This is a genomic window from Comamonas sp. 14P8.1.4 (assembly GCF_057799285.1).
Genome location: NZ_JBYOKN010000002.1, coordinates 351,756 through 370,019, shown reverse-complemented (window position 1 = coordinate 370,019; position 18,264 = coordinate 351,756). Strand labels below are relative to the sequence as shown.

Annotated in this window: 20 protein-coding genes and 1 riboswitch; of the genes, 9 read left to right on the top strand and 11 right to left on the bottom strand. The window is 61.0% G+C overall.

Features of this window, described 5'->3' with window-relative positions:
• Positions 1–39: 39 nt before the first annotated feature.
• Positions 40–369 (bottom strand): DHCW motif cupin fold protein, encoded by a 330-nt coding sequence (locus AC27VO_RS06385; RefSeq protein ID WP_488665875.1) that lies wholly within the window; start codon positions 367–369, stop codon positions 40–42.
• Between the two features lie 132 nt (positions 370–501).
• A complete protein-coding gene (dacB, locus tag AC27VO_RS06380; RefSeq protein WP_488665874.1) occupies positions 502–1,920 on the bottom strand; it encodes a D-alanyl-D-alanine carboxypeptidase/D-alanyl-D-alanine endopeptidase in 1,419 nt (472 codons plus the stop codon).
• A gap of 124 nt (positions 1,921–2,044) precedes the next feature.
• Here dacB and tsaB point away from each other — a divergent pair, with 124 nt between their 5' ends.
• From tsaB to corA, 4 genes are all read left to right on the top strand, one after another.
• A complete protein-coding gene (tsaB, locus tag AC27VO_RS06375) occupies positions 2,045–2,743 on the top strand; it encodes a tRNA (adenosine(37)-N6)-threonylcarbamoyltransferase complex dimerization subunit type 1 TsaB (RefSeq protein WP_488665873.1) in 699 nt (232 codons plus the stop codon).
• On the top strand, positions 2,740–3,270 hold the full coding sequence (gene rimI / locus AC27VO_RS06370) for a ribosomal protein S18-alanine N-acetyltransferase (RefSeq protein ID WP_488665872.1): 531 nt from the start codon (positions 2,740–2,742) through the stop codon (positions 3,268–3,270). The genes tsaB and rimI overlap by 4 nt, the downstream gene beginning before the upstream one ends.
• Positions 3,261–4,061 (top strand): uracil-DNA glycosylase family protein, encoded by an 801-nt coding sequence (locus AC27VO_RS06365; protein ID WP_488665871.1) that lies wholly within the window; start codon positions 3,261–3,263, stop codon positions 4,059–4,061. The genes rimI and AC27VO_RS06365 overlap by 10 nt, the downstream gene beginning before the upstream one ends.
• Positions 4,062–4,275: 214 nt before the next feature.
• A complete protein-coding gene (gene corA, locus AC27VO_RS06360) occupies positions 4,276–5,262 on the top strand; it encodes a magnesium/cobalt transporter CorA (RefSeq protein WP_488665870.1) in 987 nt (328 codons plus the stop codon).
• A gap of 108 nt (positions 5,263–5,370) precedes the next feature.
• Here corA and otnI read toward each other — a convergent pair whose 3' ends face one another.
• The 4 genes from otnI to AC27VO_RS06340 all read right to left on the bottom strand — a co-directional run bounded on the left by otnI (position 5,371) and on the right by AC27VO_RS06340 (position 8,727).
• Positions 5,371–6,177, bottom strand: a complete 807-nt coding sequence (gene otnI / locus AC27VO_RS06355) for a 2-oxo-tetronate isomerase (RefSeq protein WP_488665869.1) — start codon at positions 6,175–6,177, stop codon at positions 5,371–5,373.
• A 149-nt stretch (positions 6,178–6,326) separates the two neighbouring features.
• Positions 6,327–6,911, bottom strand: coding sequence for a methionine biosynthesis protein MetW (gene metW, locus AC27VO_RS06350; RefSeq protein WP_488665868.1), 585 nt, complete (start codon positions 6,909–6,911; stop codon positions 6,327–6,329).
• The gene (gene metX, locus AC27VO_RS06345; protein ID WP_488665867.1) at positions 6,908–8,038 is read right to left on the bottom strand and encodes a homoserine O-succinyltransferase MetX; all 1,131 of its coding nucleotides are present in this window, start codon (positions 8,036–8,038) and stop codon (positions 6,908–6,910) included. The genes metW and metX overlap by 4 nt, the downstream gene beginning before the upstream one ends.
• 110 nt (positions 8,039–8,148) lie before the next feature.
• On the bottom strand, positions 8,149–8,727 hold the full coding sequence (locus tag AC27VO_RS06340; RefSeq protein WP_488665866.1) for a TMEM165/GDT1 family protein: 579 nt from the start codon (positions 8,725–8,727) through the stop codon (positions 8,149–8,151).
• A gap of 24 nt (positions 8,728–8,751) precedes the next feature.
• A riboswitch (yybP-ykoY riboswitch) is annotated at positions 8,752–8,926 on the bottom strand.
• Positions 8,927–9,165: 239 nt separating this feature from the next.
• Here AC27VO_RS06340 and rbp (AC27VO_RS06335) point away from each other — a divergent pair.
• Both rbp (AC27VO_RS06335) and rbp (AC27VO_RS06330) read left to right on the top strand, forming a co-directional pair.
• Positions 9,166–9,519 carry an RNA-binding regulator gene (rbp, locus tag AC27VO_RS06335; RefSeq protein ID WP_286998672.1) on the top strand — a complete coding sequence of 118 codons (354 nt, stop codon included), beginning with the start codon at positions 9,166–9,168 and terminating at the stop codon, positions 9,517–9,519.
• Between the two features lie 212 nt (positions 9,520–9,731).
• The gene (gene rbp, locus AC27VO_RS06330; RefSeq protein ID WP_488665865.1) at positions 9,732–10,142 is read left to right on the top strand and encodes an RNA-binding regulator; all 411 of its coding nucleotides are present in this window, start codon (positions 9,732–9,734) and stop codon (positions 10,140–10,142) included.
• Positions 10,143–10,220: 78 nt separating this feature from the next.
• Here rbp (AC27VO_RS06330) and lptC read toward each other — a convergent pair whose 3' ends face one another.
• The 4 genes from lptC to AC27VO_RS06310 are packed head-to-tail and all read right to left on the bottom strand — an operon-like array spanning position 10,221 to position 12,536.
• Positions 10,221–10,826, bottom strand: a complete 606-nt coding sequence (lptC, locus tag AC27VO_RS06325; protein WP_488665864.1) for an LPS export ABC transporter periplasmic protein LptC — start codon at positions 10,824–10,826, stop codon at positions 10,221–10,223.
• The gene (locus tag AC27VO_RS06320; protein ID WP_488665863.1) at positions 10,823–11,383 is read right to left on the bottom strand and encodes a KdsC family phosphatase; all 561 of its coding nucleotides are present in this window, start codon (positions 11,381–11,383) and stop codon (positions 10,823–10,825) included. The genes lptC and AC27VO_RS06320 overlap by 4 nt, the downstream gene beginning before the upstream one ends.
• Positions 11,383–12,384 (bottom strand): KpsF/GutQ family sugar-phosphate isomerase, encoded by a 1,002-nt coding sequence (locus tag AC27VO_RS06315; RefSeq protein WP_488665862.1) that lies wholly within the window; start codon positions 12,382–12,384, stop codon positions 11,383–11,385. Before AC27VO_RS06315 ends, AC27VO_RS06320 begins: the two co-directional genes overlap by 1 nt.
• Positions 12,381–12,536: a hypothetical protein gene (locus AC27VO_RS06310; protein ID WP_488665861.1), complete on the bottom strand. Its 156-nt coding sequence runs from the start codon at positions 12,534–12,536 to the stop codon at positions 12,381–12,383. The genes AC27VO_RS06315 and AC27VO_RS06310 overlap by 4 nt, the downstream gene beginning before the upstream one ends.
• 160 nt (positions 12,537–12,696) lie before the next feature.
• On the opposite strand from AC27VO_RS06310, the gene AC27VO_RS06305 reads away from it, so the two are divergent.
• The 3 genes from AC27VO_RS06305 to AC27VO_RS06295 all read left to right on the top strand — a co-directional run bounded on the left by AC27VO_RS06305 (position 12,697) and on the right by AC27VO_RS06295 (position 16,539).
• Positions 12,697–13,254 carry an adenine phosphoribosyltransferase gene (locus AC27VO_RS06305; protein ID WP_219163345.1) on the top strand — a complete coding sequence of 186 codons (558 nt, stop codon included), beginning with the start codon at positions 12,697–12,699 and terminating at the stop codon, positions 13,252–13,254.
• A 156-nt stretch (positions 13,255–13,410) separates the two neighbouring features.
• Complete coding sequence (locus AC27VO_RS06300; RefSeq protein WP_488665860.1) at positions 13,411–14,484, top strand: Lnb N-terminal periplasmic domain-containing protein; 1,074 nt, start codon at positions 13,411–13,413, stop codon at positions 14,482–14,484.
• 198 nt (positions 14,485–14,682) lie between these two features.
• Positions 14,683–16,539 (top strand): esterase/lipase family protein, encoded by a 1,857-nt coding sequence (locus AC27VO_RS06295; RefSeq protein WP_488665859.1) that lies wholly within the window; start codon positions 14,683–14,685, stop codon positions 16,537–16,539.
• A 95-nt stretch (positions 16,540–16,634) separates the two neighbouring features.
• On the opposite strand, the gene mnmE is transcribed toward AC27VO_RS06295, so the two are convergent.
• The gene (mnmE, locus tag AC27VO_RS06290) at positions 16,635–18,062 is read right to left on the bottom strand and encodes a tRNA uridine-5-carboxymethylaminomethyl(34) synthesis GTPase MnmE (RefSeq protein ID WP_488665858.1); all 1,428 of its coding nucleotides are present in this window, start codon (positions 18,060–18,062) and stop codon (positions 16,635–16,637) included.
• Between the last annotated feature and the right edge of the window lie 202 nt (positions 18,063–18,264).

Below are 18,264 nucleotides of genomic sequence, written 5' to 3'. Positions count from 1 at the left end.
AACTCAGCGCTTGGACCGGCGTGCTTACGCAAGTTGGTATCAATCCACGATAAAAAGCTTGGCGCCACGTGGGGCGCGGGAGCGATGGGCGTCCACGCCATCCGCAACTTGGTAGCTCATGCCCGGCACCAATGTGAAGCTGCGTCCATCCTCCAAGTCGGTGTGCAGCTCCCCCTCCAAGCACAGCAACACATGGCCTTTGCGGCACCAGTGGTCGGAGACATAACCGGGGGTGTACTCCACCATGCGCACGCGAATGCTGCCAAATTGCTGCGTTTGCCAAAAAGCTTGTCCTGCTTGTGCCGAATGCTCGGATCGCGGAATAAGGGACCAATCTGTCGTCCCGAAGGGGATGTGGTGCATATCCATGGCATGGCCTCCATTCAAAAAGCCATGCTCTCCCAAACCTTGACACACACCAAGCAGTGTTTCGGCAAGGGTCCGGGCATCAAATAGGATGCCCGGACCCAGCACAAAAAATGCTGTCAGCCCTTGCGGCCCTCAGTCCTGCGCCACCCAGTCCACCAACGCATCCAGCACCGGGCGGGCATTGCCCGCATTGGCATGGTTGATCAGCGCCACCAGCACATAGCGCTGGCCGCTGTTGCCGTGCACATAACCGGCCAGCGCATTGGTGTCACGCAGTGAACCGGTTTTCAGGTGGGCGTTCGCACTGGCTTTGCTGCGGCGCAGCGTGCCGTCCATCCCGGAAATCGGCATGGAGGCCACAAACTCCGGCATCACCGACGACGACCACGCAGCCTGCAGCATGCGGCCCAGCGCTTGGGCGCTGATGCGGGCATCGCGGCTCAGGCCTGCGCCGTTTTCCACCACCGGCATGTCTGCCGCCGGCCAGCGCAGCTGCCACCACTGCGCCAGCGCGGCGCGCCCGGCCTCAAAGCTGCCAGTGCCCAGGCGTTCTTTGCCCAGCGTCAGCAGCACCTGCTGCGTCATCACGTTGTTGCTGTATTTGTTGATGTCACGCACCACCTCGGCCAGCGCAGGCGACTGGTTCTCCCACGCGGGCTTCAGCCCGGCAGGCACCACGCCATCGCGCACGCTGCCCGTAAGCTGACCGCCCATGCTGCGCCACATGCCTTCCACTGCTTTCAACGCGAAGCTTTGCGGATCTGCCAGCGCCACCGGCCAGTTTTTGTCGCCACAGCTGGCGGGGTAGCGCCCGGCCAGCTGGATGCGCTGCGGGTCTGACCAGTCCGCCTGCAGCTGCGTGCGCCAGTCTCCGCAGGCGGTACCTGCTGGGGCCAGGGGCACGCTCTGCGGGGCCTGCAGATGGCCCATAGGCAATTCATAGTGAATGCGGGCCACCCCGGCAGCGGGGTCCGGCATAAAGCCCAGCACCTGGGTTTTGTAGTTCACCAGCAGCGCATCGGGGCCTGCGTTGTAGGGTTTGAATGGCTCGCCGTCGAACGCCGCAGCATCATGGCCCTGCACCTGGAAGGCCGTGCGGTCGATCACGATGTCACCCACGATGACCTGCACGCCCATGCCCTGCAGGCGACCCAGCATCAGCCACAGGCGCTCGGACACCAGCTTGGGATCGCCCGATCCCTTGATATAGACCGTGCCACGGAATGCGCCGTTGTCCACCACGCCATCCAGGTACACCGGCGTGCGCCACACGTAGGCGGGGCCCAACTGCTCCAGGGCGGCATAGGTGGTGACCAGTTTCATCACCGAGGCCGGGTTCATCGGGCTGACGGGCTGCCAGGTCAGACGCGCGGGTTTGCGGCTTTCCACGGGGGCCACATACAGCGACACCGTTTCACGGGGAATTTGGGCACGCGCCAGCGCCGCTTCGACCGGGGCTGGCAACGATTGCGCCAGCGCTGCACCGGCACCGGCCAGCGCCACGCCAGCCACACTCAGGCGCAGGCTGCGCCACATCAGGGTTGGGGACATAGCCACAAAGTGTAGTGGTGGCCCACGCGGTTTTGGCGGAGCCCCTGCACGCAAGCGGGCCACGCGGTCGATAATTGAGCGCTTTGGCGCGCTCTGCGCCAGGCTTATCCTTGTAGTGCGCACCATGAATTTGCTTGCTTTTGACACCAGCACCGACACCTTGTTTATCGCCATCCAGCGTGGCGACCAGCTGTGGCAACACCAAGCAGCCGGAGGCGCTAACTCGTCAGCCACTCTGATTCCGGCCATCCAGGAAGGCCTGAAGGCGCAGGATTTGCAGCTGGCCGACCTTAAGGCCATCGTGTTTGGCCGTGGTCCTGGCTCGTTCACCGGCTTGCGCACCTCTTGCGCGATTGCCCAGGGCCTGGCCTTTGGCGCCAACTTGCCCCTGCTGCCCATCGACACCTTGCTGGCCGTGGCCGAAGAAGCCCGCCACCTGCACGGCAGCACCGAGGTCATGGCCGTGCTGGATGCGCGCATGTCCGAGGTCTACCACGCAGGCTACCGCTGGCAAGATCAGCGCTGGGCAGCCACCCAGGAGCTGGGCCTGAGCGCCCCAGAGGCGCTGTCGGTGCCTGCGGGCACACCGGTGGTGGGCAATGCCCATGCCGTCTATCCCGACCGCCTGGCCCCTGGCGCCACCCACCTGCCCGCGCTGCCCACCGCCACCGCACTGCTCCGCCTGGCCCCTGCGCTGATTGCCGATGGTCAGCTGATTGGTGCTTCCTACGCGCTGCCGCTGTACATCCGCGATAAGGTGGCCAAAACCACCGCCGAACGCGAAGCCGAACGCCAGGCCGCACCCACACCGCCCCACGCATGATGCACACGGACCACCAGCCGCCAACGGACGCCGCCAGCGCTGCCCCCCTGGAGGCGGCGGTGCCCATGGTTGCGGGCCACCACCTGGTGCCCATGACGCCTGCATTGCTGGACGCCATCTTGCCCATTGAGAATGTGGCTTTCTCCCACCCCTGGACGCCCGGCAACTTTGCCGATGCGCTGCGCAGTGGTTACTTTGCCCAGGTCTTGATGCAAGACGATGTGGTGCTGGGCTACTTCATCGCCATGCAGATCCTCGACGAGGTGCATCTGCTCAACATCACCATCTCCCCCCTGCACCAAAAGCAGGGGCTGGGGCGTGAGCTGCTGGCCAGCCTGGTGCACTGGAGCCGCCACAGCGCCAAAGCCCAATGGCTGTGGCTGGAAGTGCGCGAGAGCAATACCCGTGCACGCCAGCTGTATGAACGCCACGGTTTTACCCAAGTGGGGGCGCGCAAGAAGTACTATCCGGTACACCATGGCGAACGTGAAACCGCCATCTTGATGAGCATGCCCCTATGGCCCTGAACCTCGACCCTCGCCAACGCGCCATGCTGCAGGAAATGGGCATCACACTGTGGTTGCCCCAACCTGTGGCTGTCTCGCCTGCACCCGCTGCTGCGGTGGTGCAGCGCGAAGCCGTGGCTGCGGCCGTCGCAAGCCCTGCCGCCCCCATGGCGGTGGCGCCGGCCACCGTGCACCCAGCACCCACACCAGTGCCTGCACCCATGCCAGCCCCTGTGGCAGCCAGCACACCCGCCGTGGCCGCTCCAGCGGTTGATGCTGAAGCCGCCGCCCCCATCGCTTGGCGCATGGCCCCCGCCGTCCAGGCCTACCCGGCTGCCACCGGCGGCAATGCGGCCGATGCCTGGCTGGTGATCTGGGAGTGTGCCAACCCCACCGCGCCGCTGGAGGGCGACACAGGCAAGCTGCTCAACAACATGCTGCGCGCCTTGCGCCTGCACCACAGCGCACACGTATGGATTGCCGGCATGCAGCGCCCTGGCCACGAGGCCTTGGCCGTGGCGGGTCTGCCTGCGGAATCGGTCACCTGGCAAGCGCTTGACCAAGGCCTGCCTGCCTGTGTGCAACAGACCCACCCTGCACGCATTCTGGTGCTGGGCCTGCACGCAGCGCGTGCGGTGCTGGGCAGCCAAGAGGCCTTGGGCCGCCTGCGCGCGCAGGTCCACCAGGTGCAGCAAATCCCGGCCGTGGTCAGCTATGACCCCGCCTACCTGCTGCGTTCTCCCCACGCCAAACCTGCGGCCTGGGCGGACTTGTGCCGCGCACACGCGCTGCGCCCACCCTCAGCCGCTTGACGCGCCGTGTGCCTGAGGGACGCTGTCCCTGCACACTCCATGCAGGCCCGGCATAATCGCAGGCTTGTCATATTTACGAGATATCACTGTGGAAACCTACCCTAGTTGGTAGCTTCCATCCCCTCTCCCCCAGGTTTTGGGCGGCATGAGAAAGGATTGGAAGCGTGCCCCATCTTTCCCCCGCCAAAGCCACAACAACATTTGGGAGAGCCGTATGCTCAATATTTTTTCGCTGTCCAACGGACGCTTGGTTCAGGAAGAAATCGAATCGCTGGAAGAGTTGACCCGCTTCCAGCCCATCTGGGTCGACCTGGAGTCGCCCACACCCGAAGAAAAACGCTGGGTCAAGCAGCACTACGGCCTGTCCATTCCTGACGATGCGATGGACCTGGACATCGAAGAGTCCGCCCGCTTTTACGAAGAAGACAACGGCGATCTGCACATTCGCAGCGACTTTTTGCTGGACGACGAGGAAGACCCCCGCAGCGTGCGCGTGGCCTACATCCTGAACCAGCACAACACCGAGCTGAAGTCCTGCGGCGTGCTGTTTTCCATCCACGAAGAAGACATTCCGGTCTTCCGCCTGCTGCGCCTGCGCGCGCGCCGTGCGCCGGGCCTGATTGAAGACGCCAAGGATGTGCTGCTCAAGCTGTTCGACGCGGACGCCGAATACTCCGCCGACACGCTGGAAGGCATTTACGACGACCTCAAGCACGTCAGCGCCCGCGTGCTGGACGGCAACGTCACCGACGACCAAGCGCAAGCCGTGCTGGCCGATATTGCGCGCCAGGAAGACTTGAACGGCCGCATCCGCCGCAACATGCTGGACACGCGCCGCGCTGTCAGCTTCATGATGCGCAGCAAAATGCTCAATGCCGAGCAGTTTGAAGAAGCGCGCCAGATCCTGCGCGACATTGAGTCGCTGGACAGCCACACCGCGTTCTTGTTCGACAAGATCAACTTCTTGATGGATGCCACCGTCGGTTTCCTGAACATCAACCAGAACAAGATCATCAAGATCTTCTCGGTGGCCAGCGTGGCCTTGCTGCCGCCCACCTTGATCGCCAGCGTCTACGGCATGAACTTCCGCTTCATGCCCGAGCTGGAGTGGGAGTTTGGCTATGGCTATGTGGTGCTGCTGATGATTGCCAGCGCCGTGGGCCCCATGCTGTACTTCCGCAAACGCGGCTGGCTCAAGTAAGCACCCCCATAAAAAATGAGCGCTAGGCGCTCATTTTTTATGGCTTTCAGACACAAAACAGCCTGAAATCAAGATGGTTCGAGCGCTACACGCTCACTTTTTCAACACTTACACATCCCGCATCCAGCCCAGCCCCTGGCTGGTGCCGCTGCGTGGGCGGTATTCACAGCCCACCCAGCCCGGGTAGTGCAGCGCATCAATCACCTCGAACAGATAGCGGTAATTGAGCTCGCCCACATCCGGCTCATGCCGCTCGGGCACGCCCGCAATCTGGATGTGCCCGACACGCCCGGTTGGCAGGTAGCGGCGCAGCTTGGTGGCCACATCGCCCTCCGCAATTTGGCAGTGGTACAGATCCATCTGCACCTTCAGGTTCGGCGCTGCCACGGTCTGCACCAGGCTGTGCGCCTGGTCCTGGGTTTGCAGGTAGTAGCCAGGCATGTCACGACCGTTGATCGGCTCAATCATGATCTCCACGCCCACATCCGCCGCCGCCTGTGCCGCCCAGCGCAGATTGGACAGCACGCGGCTGCGCAGCGCATAGCGTGCCGCGCCTTCCGGGATCAGGCCGCTCATCACATGGATGCGCGGGCACTGCAGCGCCTGCGCGTAGCGCAGCGCCTCCCACACGCCATTGCGAAAGCTGGCCTCCTCGCCCGGGCGACACAGCGTGCCGCGCATGCCCTGGTCCCAGGCTGCCATCATCTCGGGCAGATCGCGCCCGCCCGGTGGTGCGTTGAACAGCACCTGCTTGAGTCCGTGCTTGTCCAGCACTTCCGCCAGCTCTTGCGCGGGATAGGCGTAAGGAAACAGGTATTCCACCGCGCGGAAACCATCTCTGGCAGCCGCTGCAAAGCGGGCCAAAAACGGCAGTTCGGTGTACATCAGGGAGAGGTTAGCGGCAAAGCGTGGCATGGTTCCCTTATCAAAACTTCACGGCAGCCAGCTGTCACGCCCGTTGGGCCATGAAACGCTGTGAACACCACCCTGCACATCAAAGATATGCGACTTCCGCCCTGCTGCGAAGCCGCAGCACCGGGGCAAGACGGGCCATGTTCACAGTGTTAACCGCGCTCCAGGCAGAAAACCGACGTGCTGGCCCGCAGATTGGGCAAGGTCCGGATAATTTGCCCCTCTTTGAGGCCAAAAGAATCCACCACATTCAAACGGTTCTTGTGGGCCAAAACCTCAAAGTCTTTGAATGTGCCCACGCGGATATTGGGCGTGTCATACCACTGGTAGGGCAGATGGCGCGTCACCGGCATGCGCCCGCGCAGCACCGAGAAACGGTTGGGCCAGTGCGCAAAGTTGGGAAAGCTCACCACGCTCATACGGCCCACACGCGCGGTTTCACGCAACATGGTCTCCGCATTGCGCAAGTGCTGCAGCGTGTTGATCTGCAGCACCATGTCAAAGCTGTTGTCCTCAAAAATCGCCAGGCCTTCGTCCAGGTTCAGCTGCAGCACATTGATGCCGCGCTTCACACAGGCCAGCACGTTGGCGTCGTCAATCTCCACGCCATAGCCGGTACAACCGCGCTCGCGCTGCAGAAAATCCAGAAAGCTGCCGTCACCGCAGCCCAAATCCAGCACACGGGCCCCTTGGGGCACCAGTTGGGCCAATGCTTGCATCGTTGGGGTGGCGCTCATGCTGCGATCTCCTTGGCAATACCTTCAAAGTAGGCGCGCATGGCGCTCAGATAACGGGGGTCGTCCAGCAAGAAGGCGTCGTGCCCGTGGGGTGCATCGATTTCGGCATAACTCACATCCCGGCCGTTTTGCAGCAATGCCTGCACCATCTCGCGGCTGCGACCCGGTGCAAAGCGCCAATCGGTGGTGAAGCTGACCAGAAAAAATTTGGCCAGGCTCTGCGCCAGCGCCGCCTTCAGGCTGCCGCCGTACTGCTTGGCCGGGTCAAAGTAGTCCAGCGCCCGGGTGATCAGCAGGTAGGTGTTGGCATCAAAGTAACCGCTGAACTTATCGCCCTGGTAGCGCAGATAGCTCTCAATCTGGAACTCGATGTCTTGCGTGGTGAACTTGATGTTCGGGCCATCGCGCAGTTCGCGGCCAAACTTCTGGTTCATCACATCGTCACTCAGATAGGTGATGTGACCGATCATGCGGGCAATGCGCAGGCCCCGCTGCGGCACCACGTGGTGGGCATAGAAGTCGCCACCATGAAAATCGGGGTCGGTGACGATGGCGCGGCGAGCCACCTCATTGAACGCAATGTTCTCGGCGTTCAAATTGGGCGCGCTGGCCACCACCACAGCATGGCGCATGCGCTCTGGATATTGCAGCGTCCAGCTCAACGCCTGCATACCGCCCAGGCTACCGCCCAGCACGGCGGCCATCTGCTGAATGCCCAAGCGGTCCAGTAACAACGCCTGGGCATTCACCCAGTCTTCCACCGTCAGCACCGGGAAGGTAGAGCCGTAGATCGCACCCGTATCCGGGTTGGTGTGCATCGGACCGGTCGAGCCAAAGCACGAGCCCAGGTTGTTGACGCCGATGACAAAGAACTTGTTGGTATCCACCGACTTGCCCGGGCCAATCATGTTGTCCCACCAGCCCTCGCTCTTGGGCTGGCCTTCGTACACGCCAGCGACGTGGTGCGAGGCATTGAGCGCATGGCACACCAAGATGGCGTTGGACTTGTCGGCGTTGAGCGTTCCGTAGGTTTCGAACGCAAGGGTGTAGTCACGAATGCTTTTGCCGCTTTGCAGCGGCAAGGCATCCGAAAAGTGCATGGATTGTGGTGTGGCGATGAAGGACATAAAAAAACCCGGCATCGCTAAAAACGAGGCCGGGTTTGAAGATGCCGTTTCGTCTTTAGCAGTATTTGTAAAGCGCCCGCAAGCAGAAGCAAATCAGCGCATGCCAAGGATTATGCCAAACCCGGCACCCCTTTGGCGAACAAGGCTACAACGCCCAGCACCAGGAAGATGACGGCGGATACGACGTGCACCATGCGGATGGGCACTTTCTTGACCAGCTTGTCCCCCAGCCACACCACCGGCGCATTCGCCAGCATCATGCCCAAGGTCGTACCCAGCACCACCCACAGGTAGGCGTTGTATTGCGCGGCCAGCATGACCGTGGCGATCTGCGTCTTGTCGCCCATTTCTGCCAGGAAAAACGCCACCACGGTCGTGCCAAATACGCCCCAGCGGGAATGGCTTTCCATGCCATCGTCATCGAGTTTGTCCGGAATCAACATCCAGATGGCCATGGCAATGAACGACAAGCCCAGGATCCAGCGCATGGCATCGGGGCCAATAAAGGAATTCACCCAGGCACCCACGGCTCCGGCCAAGCCATGGTTGACCACGGTGGCGGCAAAAATGCCCAGAACAATCGGCCAAGGTTTGCGAAAGCGTGCAGCCAGCACGAGGGAGAGCAACTGCGTTTTGTCGCCCATTTCTGCCAGGGCAACAATACCAGTCGAGACGAGGAAGGCTTCCATGTGAGGGATGTAGTTAGAGAGGCTGGCTCAAGCGTGCATTGACTACCACCGCGCCAGCCTTTGGAGCGGTTGCAGTCAATGGTCTTGCCCAGCTCTTTCGAGCCGCATGCACCATAGCGCGTCTGCGCCAAGTCTGTTGATACATGCTTTTGGCGCGTTGCACGCCAAACGGACTACTCCCCAAGGACTCCGCTATTGTAGTCATTTGCAATGACTATCACCCTGATAAAGCCCGGGAAACCCCGCAATCATGTTGTATAGGAGTACAAATTTGACGAAAACCCCATTGTCGGGCTAAGCGCTTGCCTCATAATGATCTCGCTCACGAATGCGATAGCACACATGAGCAAGTGCGTTTGCGTCTCTAAGGTAGGTCACGTCAAGTTGGCTTTCGGTTAGGGCTCCATCGCGTTTCAAGTCTTTTTCTAGGAGTCCACCATGGGCAACAAACTGTACGTAGGCAACCTGCCTTACGCTTTCCGCGACAACGACCTCGAGCAGGCGTTCTCTGAATTCGGCGCCGTTCAAAGCGCTAAGGTCATGATGGAGCGTGACACAGGCCGTTCCAAGGGCTTCGGCTTTGTGGAAATGGGCAGCGATGCTGAAGCACAAGCTGCTATCCAAGGTCTGCACGGCCAAAACTACGGCGGCCGTGATCTGGTCGTGAACGAAGCACGCCCCATGGAGCCACGTCCTCCCCGTAGCGGTGGCTTCGGCGGCGGCAATGGCGGCGGCTTCGGCGGCGGCCGTGGCAATGGCGGCGGCTACGGCGGTGGCCGCGGCGGTTACTAAGCCAAACCTCTAGCGCTTTAGCAGCGCTTTGGTAATAAAAAGGAACCTTCGGGTTCCTTTTTTTATTCCATCGCTTTTTTCTACCAAACGGTTGTCATTTTCTTCAAGCTTCTCCAATAATATTTACGCGGTTTATTAAAAGCCGTTATTCAAGTGTCAATGCGCGGTACGTGATAGCGCACCCCATTGTTTTATTGGTCGAGGAGTCTGTGATGGGTAGTAAGTTGTACGTGGGTAATTTGCCTTATGGCGTGCGCGATCTAGATTTGCAACAGGCATTCGCGCAATTTGGAACGGTCGTCAGCGCCAAAGTCATGATGGAGCGGGACACGGGCCGCTCCAAGGGCTTCGGCTTTGTCGAAATGGGCAGTGACAGTGAGGCCAATGCCGCCATCCAGGGCATGAATGGCCAACCTCTAGGCGGCCGCAGCTTGGTCGTCAATGAAGCTCGACCCATGGAGCCACGGGCACCACGCTCTGACACCTACGGTGCCGGACACGGCTATGCCGGGCGCAACGAAGGCAACTTTCGCAGCCCTTATGGCACTGGCCCGCGCAACCGCTCCAGCACAGGATTTGAATCTGGCAATAATTCCGGCAGCCGTTATCGCAACGAGCAATAAAACGGCTCGAATAAAAAAAGACCCGCAAAGGGTCTTTTTTTATTTCAGATTATTCCTACAGAATATTAAGAATAAATCCTATTTATTTTTTCCAGGATATATCAAACCTTTGACACGACCTTTTAATTCAATCACACGGGACAAATTATCGTAGTTCATTCGATCACCCGTGAATTGATTATCCCCTCGTGTCAAAACAACAGGCAAATGGGATTCCACGCGCTCTTCATTGGTCCAGATGTGCAGAAAATCACCGGCATAGCGCGTCGTTTGTCCAGGCTGCTGCGCCAGCTGACGCTCGACTTTGGCATCGCCGACCAACTGCACCTCTGAAGAGTCAGAGTTGCTGATGCCACGATTGGCAGACGAAATGGTCACCATCCCATCTGGCGCAATGCTGCGTGTACGTACCGCATCCACTTCCATGGTGTCCATTCTGGGTAAATGGCGTGCTTCATCGCCAGTCATGACGCTTTGCAAACGGCCTGCGCCATCAAACTGGTGCACGGAAAATTTTTCCATCACATAGTCTGGCTCGTCCGACACCACCTGCCCGACGTTGCTTTGCAACGGCTTAGGCGCATTGCGCACCAACCACCAGGTACCCATGGCCAGCATGGCCATCAGCAGCACGGGGAGATAGATGGAGACTTGCTCTCCAACCCGTTGCAAAGGTTTTTTCATGGCAGATACACCTCCAACACCCGCCGATACTGGCCACTCGCCAGCAAGAGCAGATCACACAGCTCCCGTACCGCGCCCTGACCACCGTCTGCCTGGGTCACGAAATCAGCAATCGCCAAATTTTCAGCATGTGCGTTGCGCGGTGCGCAAGCCAGCGCACAGCGCTGCATGACCGGCAAGTCTGGCCAATCATCACCCATCATGGCAGCCTGCTCCCAACCCAGCCCCAGGCTATCCAAAATGGACTGGGCGGCAGGCACTTTATCTTCGGTGCCATACACCACATCCTGAACCCCCAGCTGCTGCAGCCGCAAACGCAGTGGTGCGGAGTCTCGCCCAGTCACCACGGCGGGCACAATGCCGGCTTTTTGCAGCAGCTTGATGCCATGCCCATCCAAGGTATTGAAGCGCTTCGTGGTCTCACCCTGCTCTGTAAAGTGCAGGCCGCCATCGGTCAGCACCCCATCCACATCAAAGAAGGCAATGCGAATGGCCTGGGCCTGCAGCAATAGCTCAGGCTCGCAACGCAACGCAGGGGCTATATAGGGCTTGGGCATCAGATCACCTTGGCAACCATCAGGTCACGGATATGCACCATGCCCACCAAACGCGACTGTGCATCCACCACCAGCACCGACGTAATGCCATGGCGCTCCATCAACTGAGCCGCATCCACGGCCAGTGCATCTTCCGAGATGACGCGGGGGTGCGGGTGCATCAAGTCGCCCGCCAGGGCTGTGCGCAACTCGGTGCCATCTTCAATGCGGCGACGCAAATCCCCATCGGTGAAGATGCCCAGCACGTGGTTGTCGGTATCCACGACGGCGCTGGCGCCCATGTTTTTCGCGCTGATCTCGCGCATCAAACGATCAAAACCATCTTCGGCCAGCACACGCGGTACCTCCTCCCCGCTGCGCATGACATCGCGTACATGTGTCAGCAGCTTGCGGCCCAGCGATCCACCGGGGTGAGACAGCGCAAAATCCTCCGCTTTGAAACCGCGGGCATCCAGCAAGGAGGTGGCCAACGCATCCCCCAGAGCCAGTTGCACCGTGGTGCTGGCGGTAGGCGCCAAATTCAAGGGGCAGGCTTCACGTTCCACGCTGGTATCCAGCACCCAATCCGCATGCTTGGCCAAGCTGGAAGTCAGCCCGCCCGTCATGGCTGCAATGCGCACGCCCTGGCGCTTGAGTGCAGGCAACAAGGCGGTCAGCTCATGGCTCTCTCCGCTGTTGGAGATCGCCAGCACCAAATCCTTGCTGGTCACCATACCCAGGTCACCATGACTGGCCTCTGCCGGATGCATGAAGAAAGCAGGTGTTCCGGTCGATGCCAGCGTGGCAGCAATCTTGCGCCCGATGTGCCCGCTCTTCCCCATCCCTGTCACCACGATGCGGCCCGGCGTGCCCAGCATGGCCTGCGCCACCTGCACAAAACGGTCATCCAGCCGCTGCGCCAAGGCCTGCAGCGATTGAATTTCAATGGCTAACGTCTCGCGCGCCATCGCCAGCGCTTGCGAAGCGCCCAAAACCGGCGCAGTGTGCAAAGGGGTATTCATCCAGCAATTTTATCGATGCCTGCAAGACTGCTCCACACAGCACGAACACCTCGGTTGAAATAAAGGGATTGCTGACGTTGCACCTGCTGCACGCTATCCAGCAGCACCGCGTGACTGCCGATACCAACAAGCCCCAGTGCATTGATCCACAAGGTATGCGCACATTCCCTGCGCACTGATTACACTTTTCACCTATTCAGGTCCCAATGGCTCGTGGGCAGTCGCCAACCGCAGCCCACCCTTGTGACCGAACACCACCAACCTGCTGCCAGCCCATAGTCGGCATGGCACCGCCCCCTGAGTCCACCCACCATGCATACCACCAGCGTTAACGACTACCTTCGCCAGCACATTCGCACCGTCTCCGACTGGCCGGCGCCTGGTGTTCAGTTCCGCGACATTACGCCGTTGTTGCAAGACCCCAAGGTCTTTCGCATCCTCATTGATGCCTTCGTCCACCGCTACATGGACCCCGACATGCGCCCAGATGTCGTGGCCGGCCTGGATGCCCGCGGTTTTATCCTCGGCGCGGTGATTGCGTATGAGCTGAATGTCGGCTTTGTCCCTATCCGCAAAAAAGGCAAGCTGCCCTTCACCACCGTGGAGGAAACCTACGAACTGGAATACGGCAGCGCCACGGTGGAGCTGCACACAGACGCCGTCAAACCTGGCGACAAGGTGCTGCTGATTGACGACCTGATTGCCACCGGCGGCACCATGATGGCTGGCAAAAAACTGCTGGAGAAACTGGGGGCCACCGTCATGGAAGGGGCCGCCATTGTGGATCTGCCAGAGCTGGGTGGCTCCAAGCTGCTCCAAGACACCGGCAAGCTGCCCCTGTTTACGCTGGTGGACTTCGAAGGCCACTAAGCAGCGCCCACGCCACAAAAAGCCGGTCACACCGGCTTTTTTCATGTCTGCGGCACATGTAGGTCAGAATGCAACAGATATATACAGACACAGCCTGCACTATCTTGTCACGGCACACTGCGCCTGTCCCACACCATCCCTCCGCCAGCAGCCCCCATGCCAACCTTTCAACGCAATCGACTGATGCCTGTCACTCCTGCATGGCAATCTTGGTGGATGGGCATCGCATGGCTTTTTCTGGTGGCGCTGGTGCTGCTGTGTGCGGCATGGGGAGGCATGGCCCTGTACACCCAGGCCCCTAAAAATCACAACATTGCAGCAGCGCTGACCCTCGTCTGGGGCTTCGCGTGGGTCATTTTGCTGGGCTACGGAGCGCTGCAGCGGCGCATGTTGCCGATCTGGGCTGGTGGCCTGGCCCTGATGCTGGCCATCCTGACTTGGTGGGCCACCATCACGCCGCAAGCAGAGCGTGCCTGGGCCCCCGATGTGGCGCACCTGGTGGAAGTCCAAGGAGACAAGACCCAGCCCGACGTCGTACACCTGCGCAATGTGCGCAACTTCACTTGGCGCAGCGACACCGAATTTACGCCCCGCTGGGAAAGCCGCAGCTTTGACCTGTCACAGCTGGTCAGTGTAGATCTCGCCCTGTCTTACTGGATGGGCCCAGCCATTGCCCACACCTTGGTTTCTTTTGGTTTTGAAGATGGACAGCACCTGGTGTTTTCCATCGAAATCCGCAAGGAAACACACGAGCAGTTCGATCCCCTTGCAGGCTTCTTCAAGCAGTATGAAATGGCCCTGGTTGCTGCCGATGAGCGCGACATCTTGGCGGTGCGAACCAATGTCCGGGACGAGCAGGTGCACTTGTACCGCGTCAAGATGTCCAAGGACAGCATGCGCGATTTGTTCATGGCCTACAGCCGCCAGGCCAGTCAGCTGGCCTTTGCGCCGCGCTTCTACCACACCCTCACAGCCAACTGCACCACTATCGTCTGGCAGCTGGCCCGCCGCATTGGCCAAGAGCTGCCAACCGACTGGCGCTTGCTGGCTTCCGGCTACCTGCCAGAGTACCTGCGTGATGTTGGCGGGCTGTATTCCATGAAGCCCCTGGATTTGCTGCGCGCCCAGGGCAATATCACCGCGCGGGCACAAAGCTGGCAGCCCCCGGAAGATGCGAACGACGCAGCCGCCAGCGCAGACTTCTCCAGCCATATCCGCCAGGGTATGTAGCCACCGCCGCAGAGGACACTGGCGCAAGGCACGCGCCTACCTGCACCATCTGCCGCCATACAGGGCGAATGCGCCGGATGTGCCAGCATTGCCTCTGGCGCCGCCCTACACTCACGGGCTATGACGTCGTTTTCGCTGCCCCGCTGCTTAGTCCCTGCCCTCCTTGCGGCCCTGCTCACCGGTTGTGCGGGCGTTACGGTGCGCACAACCACCCCGGCCCATTACCTGGCAGAGCGCAACAGCGACGTGCTGACCTCCGGTGAACTCAGCCCGGCCACCCAGGAAGCCTTGCGCGTCCTGGACCTGGACCCCAAAAGCTGTCTGGCCGACATGCCGATGTGCCACTACACACTGACTTCAGCGACAGGCCTGTACAACGAACAGCGCATGGCCTCGCTGGCGGAACTGTGGACGCTGCAAGCGCGCAAAGCCCAGCAAGCCCCTTCGCTGCCGGGCACCCGCACCCAGGCCGAGGTCGATGCCTGGCTGGAAGCCGCCCGCCACGCCTGGGCCTATTTCTTCTTCACCGAGCGCAAGCCCAGTGAGCGCGCCTTTGAAGACCGCCAGATTCAGGTGCGCAACTACTACAACCACGCCGTACAGCAAGCGGTCACAGGCCTGTTTGCCCTGCGCCTGCATGACCTGCTGGACACCAGCAACCGCGTGGGCCGCTGGCAGTTCAGCACCGACTTCTCGGGCGTCTGGCTGCCATCCAACAAAAGCATTCCCAGCGAGCTGATTCCGGCCTCTTCGCTGCGTTTTTCTGGCCTGCGCAACCAGTACCGCCGCGATGGCTTTGGCGCCGAGCTGGTGGCCGTGTTCCAAAGCGAGGAAGACCGCTCATCCACCCTGCAAGCCGATGCCAGCCTGGACGGGCCACCGCAGCCGCCCTACCAGGAGTCGCTGTTCCCCGCCGTCACCGTCGTGCTCAGCTTTGGCGGGCGCACCATGCAAGAGGTGCTGTCCACCAAAGAGGTACAGCTGCAGGCTTTTGACCCCTACCGTTTCCGCCAGATTGATCTGGCCAACCAGCATGTGCCGCTGGCCGGCAACTTCTCGTCAGGCTACGGCCTGTGGCTGGCGCGCTCCGGCTTTTCCACACAGGCCTTGCGAACGCTGGTGGGGCTGAACAACGGTATCGTCAAACCCAGCATTTACCTGATGCAGCCGTATGACCCCAACCGGCGCATCATCGTCATGCTGCACGGACTGGCCAGCAGCCCGGAGGCATGGATCAACGTGGCCAACGAAGTGCTGGGTGACGAAACCCTGCGCCGCAACTACCAGGTCTGGCAGGTGTACTACCCGACGAATGCGCCACTCGCCCTGAACAACTACGCCATCCGCCAGGCACTGCAGCGCACGCTGCAGCACTTTGACCCGCAAGGCAGCGCTCGCGCCTCCAAAGACATCACGCTGGTAGGCCACAGCATGGGCGGTGTGCTCTCGCGCCTGATGGTCAGCAACACCCAGGGGCAGATGCTGGCCAGCATCACGGACACCTACGGCGTGCAAGCCGCCGATGCGGGTGCGCTGAGCGACAAACTGCGCCCCTTCATGGAGTTTGAGGCAGTCCCCCAGGTCAGCAGCGCCATCTTTGTCGCGGCCCCGCACCGCGGCACCGACTTCGCCAACAACCGCATTGCCCGCTGGGTGTCCAACCTGATCACGCTGCCGTTTTCCATGGTCGAACAATTTGGCGACATCACCCGCACGCTGGCCCATGCTTCGCCGCGCATTGGCAAACAGTCGCTGCTGCGCATTCCCAACAGCATCGACAACCTCAGCGATGACGATGACTACGTGCGCATGGCCGCCAATCTGCCGATTGATCCGCGCATTCGCTACCACTCCATCATCGGCAACAACACCCCCAACGTGCCGCTGCAAGACAGCAGCGATGGCATCGTGCCCTACCGCAGCGCCCACCTCGACGGTGCGGCATCCGAGCTGATCGTGCCGTTCGGCCACAGCGTGCAGGAGCACCCGCGCGCCATCGTCGAAATTCGGCGCATTCTGCACAACCAGTTGCTGCCGCAGAATCAGAAAAAGTGAGCGCCTAACGCTCCATGCAAAAGGACTTCAAAGCGAAACCACTTTAAAGTCCTTTTTTCATGCACGCCAAACGCTATGTTTATTGAATATTCGCTTTATTTTCCAATACAGAAGCTGGAGAAGATCACGCCCAGCAAATCGTCGGAGGTGAACTCACCCGTGATGCTGTTGAGCGCCGTCTGCGACAGGCGCAGCTCTTCGGCCAAGATGTCCAGCGCCGGGCCGGGCACGTTCAGCTGCAGGTGCGCTTCTTCCAAGTGTGCACCCACGGCCTGCAGCGCCTCTACGTGGCGCGCGCGGGCAATGTACAGGCCTTCGGCGGCCGATTGCCAGCCCGCCACCTGCAGCAGCCGCTGGCGCACCGCATCCAGCCCCGCGCCCGTGCGGGCCGACAGGCTCAAACTGGCTTCACTGCCCTTGCGCCCGACCAACGGTGCCAGCGGCTGCATCTGCACGCCGTCGGCGGCCAGATCGGTCTTGTTCCACAGGTCAATCACGGGAATATTCGGTGCAATGCGCGCGGCCAGTGTCTGCGCAATCTCCAGATCGGCAGCCACGTAGTCCTGCTCAGCCATGCGCGAAAGGTCGTGCAGGAACAGCACGGCATCAGCCGCAGCAATCTCGTCCCAGGCGCGGGCAATGCCAATGCGCTCCACCTCATCGTCGCTGTCGCGCAGGCCAGCGGTGTCAATCACGTGCAGCGGCACGCCGTCGATCTGGATGGTTTGCTGCACCTTGTCGCGCGTGGTGCCTGCGATCGGGGTGACGATGGCCAGCTCCGCCCCCGCCAAGGCGTTGAGCAGCGAGCTTTTACCGGCATTGGGCTGGCCGGCAATCACCACCTTGATGCCTTCGCGCAGCAGCGCGCCCTGCTGGGTGCGGGCCAGCACTTGGCCCAGCTGGTCACGCAGCGCATCCAACTGGCCATAGGCATCGGCTTTTTTCAGGAAGTCGATTTCCTCTTCGGGGAAGTCCAGCGTGGCTTCCACCAGCATGCGCAGGTGCACCAAGGCTTCGCGCAGCTCGCCAATCTCGCGCGAGAAGTCGCCCGACAGCGAGCGGCTGGCGCTGCGCGCTGCGGCTTCGGTGCTGGCGTCGATCAAATCGGCAATCGCCTCGGCCTGGGCCAGGTCGATCTTGTCGTTCATGAACGCGCGCTGGGTGAATTCGCCCGGCTCTGCCAAGCGCAAACCAGGCAGTGTCTGTGTGGCCTGGGCCGCTTCCAGGCAGCGCGCCAGCAGCAGCTGCAGCACCACGGGGCCGCCGTGGGCCTGCAGCTCCAGCACATCTTCGCCGGTGTAGCTGTTGGGGCCCGGAAAGTGGATGGCCAGGCCATGGTCAATCGGCGCACCCTTGGCGTCTTTGAACGGCAGGTAGGTGGCTTCACGCGGCTTCAGGTCCTTGCCCAACAGCTCGCGCACAAAGCCACCAATGGCTTTGCCCGACACGCGGACGATACCCACAGCCCCGCGCCCGGGGGCAGTGGCAATGGCGACGATGGGATCGGTTTGGCGCGCGAGCATGGCTTCACATCCTTGAGAGGGTAGCTGCCCATGATAGCCAAGGGCAACGGCAAGCAGGTTTCAAAAGCAGGAGCACTCAGCGCTGGATTCGCCTAAGGTTTACGCACAAAAACACGAAAAACCTTTGTTTGACCAGCGCTAAGCGCTCTTGTTTTTAAAAACACCAGAGGGGAGAAACATCAAAGGCCGCTTGCGCGGCCCT

Bases quoted from the DNA above. Each gene is read 5' to 3' on its own strand.
- AC27VO_RS06385 (WP_488665875.1), bottom strand. From the start codon at position 369: ATGGATATGCACCACATCCCCTTCGGGACGACAGATTGGTCCCTTATT.
- dacB (WP_488665874.1), bottom strand. From the start codon at position 1,920: ATGTCCCCAACCCTGATGTGGCGCAGCCTGCGCCTGAGTGTGGCTGGC.
- tsaB (WP_488665873.1), top strand. From the start codon at position 2,045: ATGAATTTGCTTGCTTTTGACACCAGCACCGACACCTTGTTTATCGCC.
- rimI (WP_488665872.1), top strand. From the start codon at position 2,740: ATGATGCACACGGACCACCAGCCGCCAACGGACGCCGCCAGCGCTGCC.
- AC27VO_RS06365 (WP_488665871.1), top strand. From the start codon at position 3,261: ATGGCCCTGAACCTCGACCCTCGCCAACGCGCCATGCTGCAGGAAATG.
- corA (WP_488665870.1), top strand. From the start codon at position 4,276: ATGCTCAATATTTTTTCGCTGTCCAACGGACGCTTGGTTCAGGAAGAA.
- otnI (WP_488665869.1), bottom strand. From the start codon at position 6,177: ATGCCACGCTTTGCCGCTAACCTCTCCCTGATGTACACCGAACTGCCG.
- metW (WP_488665868.1), bottom strand. From the start codon at position 6,911: ATGAGCGCCACCCCAACGATGCAAGCATTGGCCCAACTGGTGCCCCAA.
- metX (WP_488665867.1), bottom strand. From the start codon at position 8,038: ATGTCCTTCATCGCCACACCACAATCCATGCACTTTTCGGATGCCTTG.
- AC27VO_RS06340 (WP_488665866.1), bottom strand. From the start codon at position 8,727: ATGGAAGCCTTCCTCGTCTCGACTGGTATTGTTGCCCTGGCAGAAATG.
- rbp (WP_286998672.1), top strand. From the start codon at position 9,166: ATGGGCAACAAACTGTACGTAGGCAACCTGCCTTACGCTTTCCGCGAC.
- rbp (WP_488665865.1), top strand. From the start codon at position 9,732: ATGGGTAGTAAGTTGTACGTGGGTAATTTGCCTTATGGCGTGCGCGAT.
- lptC (WP_488665864.1), bottom strand. From the start codon at position 10,826: ATGAAAAAACCTTTGCAACGGGTTGGAGAGCAAGTCTCCATCTATCTC.
- AC27VO_RS06320 (WP_488665863.1), bottom strand. From the start codon at position 11,383: ATGCCCAAGCCCTATATAGCCCCTGCGTTGCGTTGCGAGCCTGAGCTA.
- AC27VO_RS06315 (WP_488665862.1), bottom strand. From the start codon at position 12,384: ATGAATACCCCTTTGCACACTGCGCCGGTTTTGGGCGCTTCGCAAGCG.
- AC27VO_RS06305 (WP_219163345.1), top strand. From the start codon at position 12,697: ATGCATACCACCAGCGTTAACGACTACCTTCGCCAGCACATTCGCACC.
- AC27VO_RS06300 (WP_488665860.1), top strand. From the start codon at position 13,411: ATGCCAACCTTTCAACGCAATCGACTGATGCCTGTCACTCCTGCATGG.
- mnmE (WP_488665858.1), bottom strand. From the start codon at position 18,062: ATGCTCGCGCGCCAAACCGATCCCATCGTCGCCATTGCCACTGCCCCC.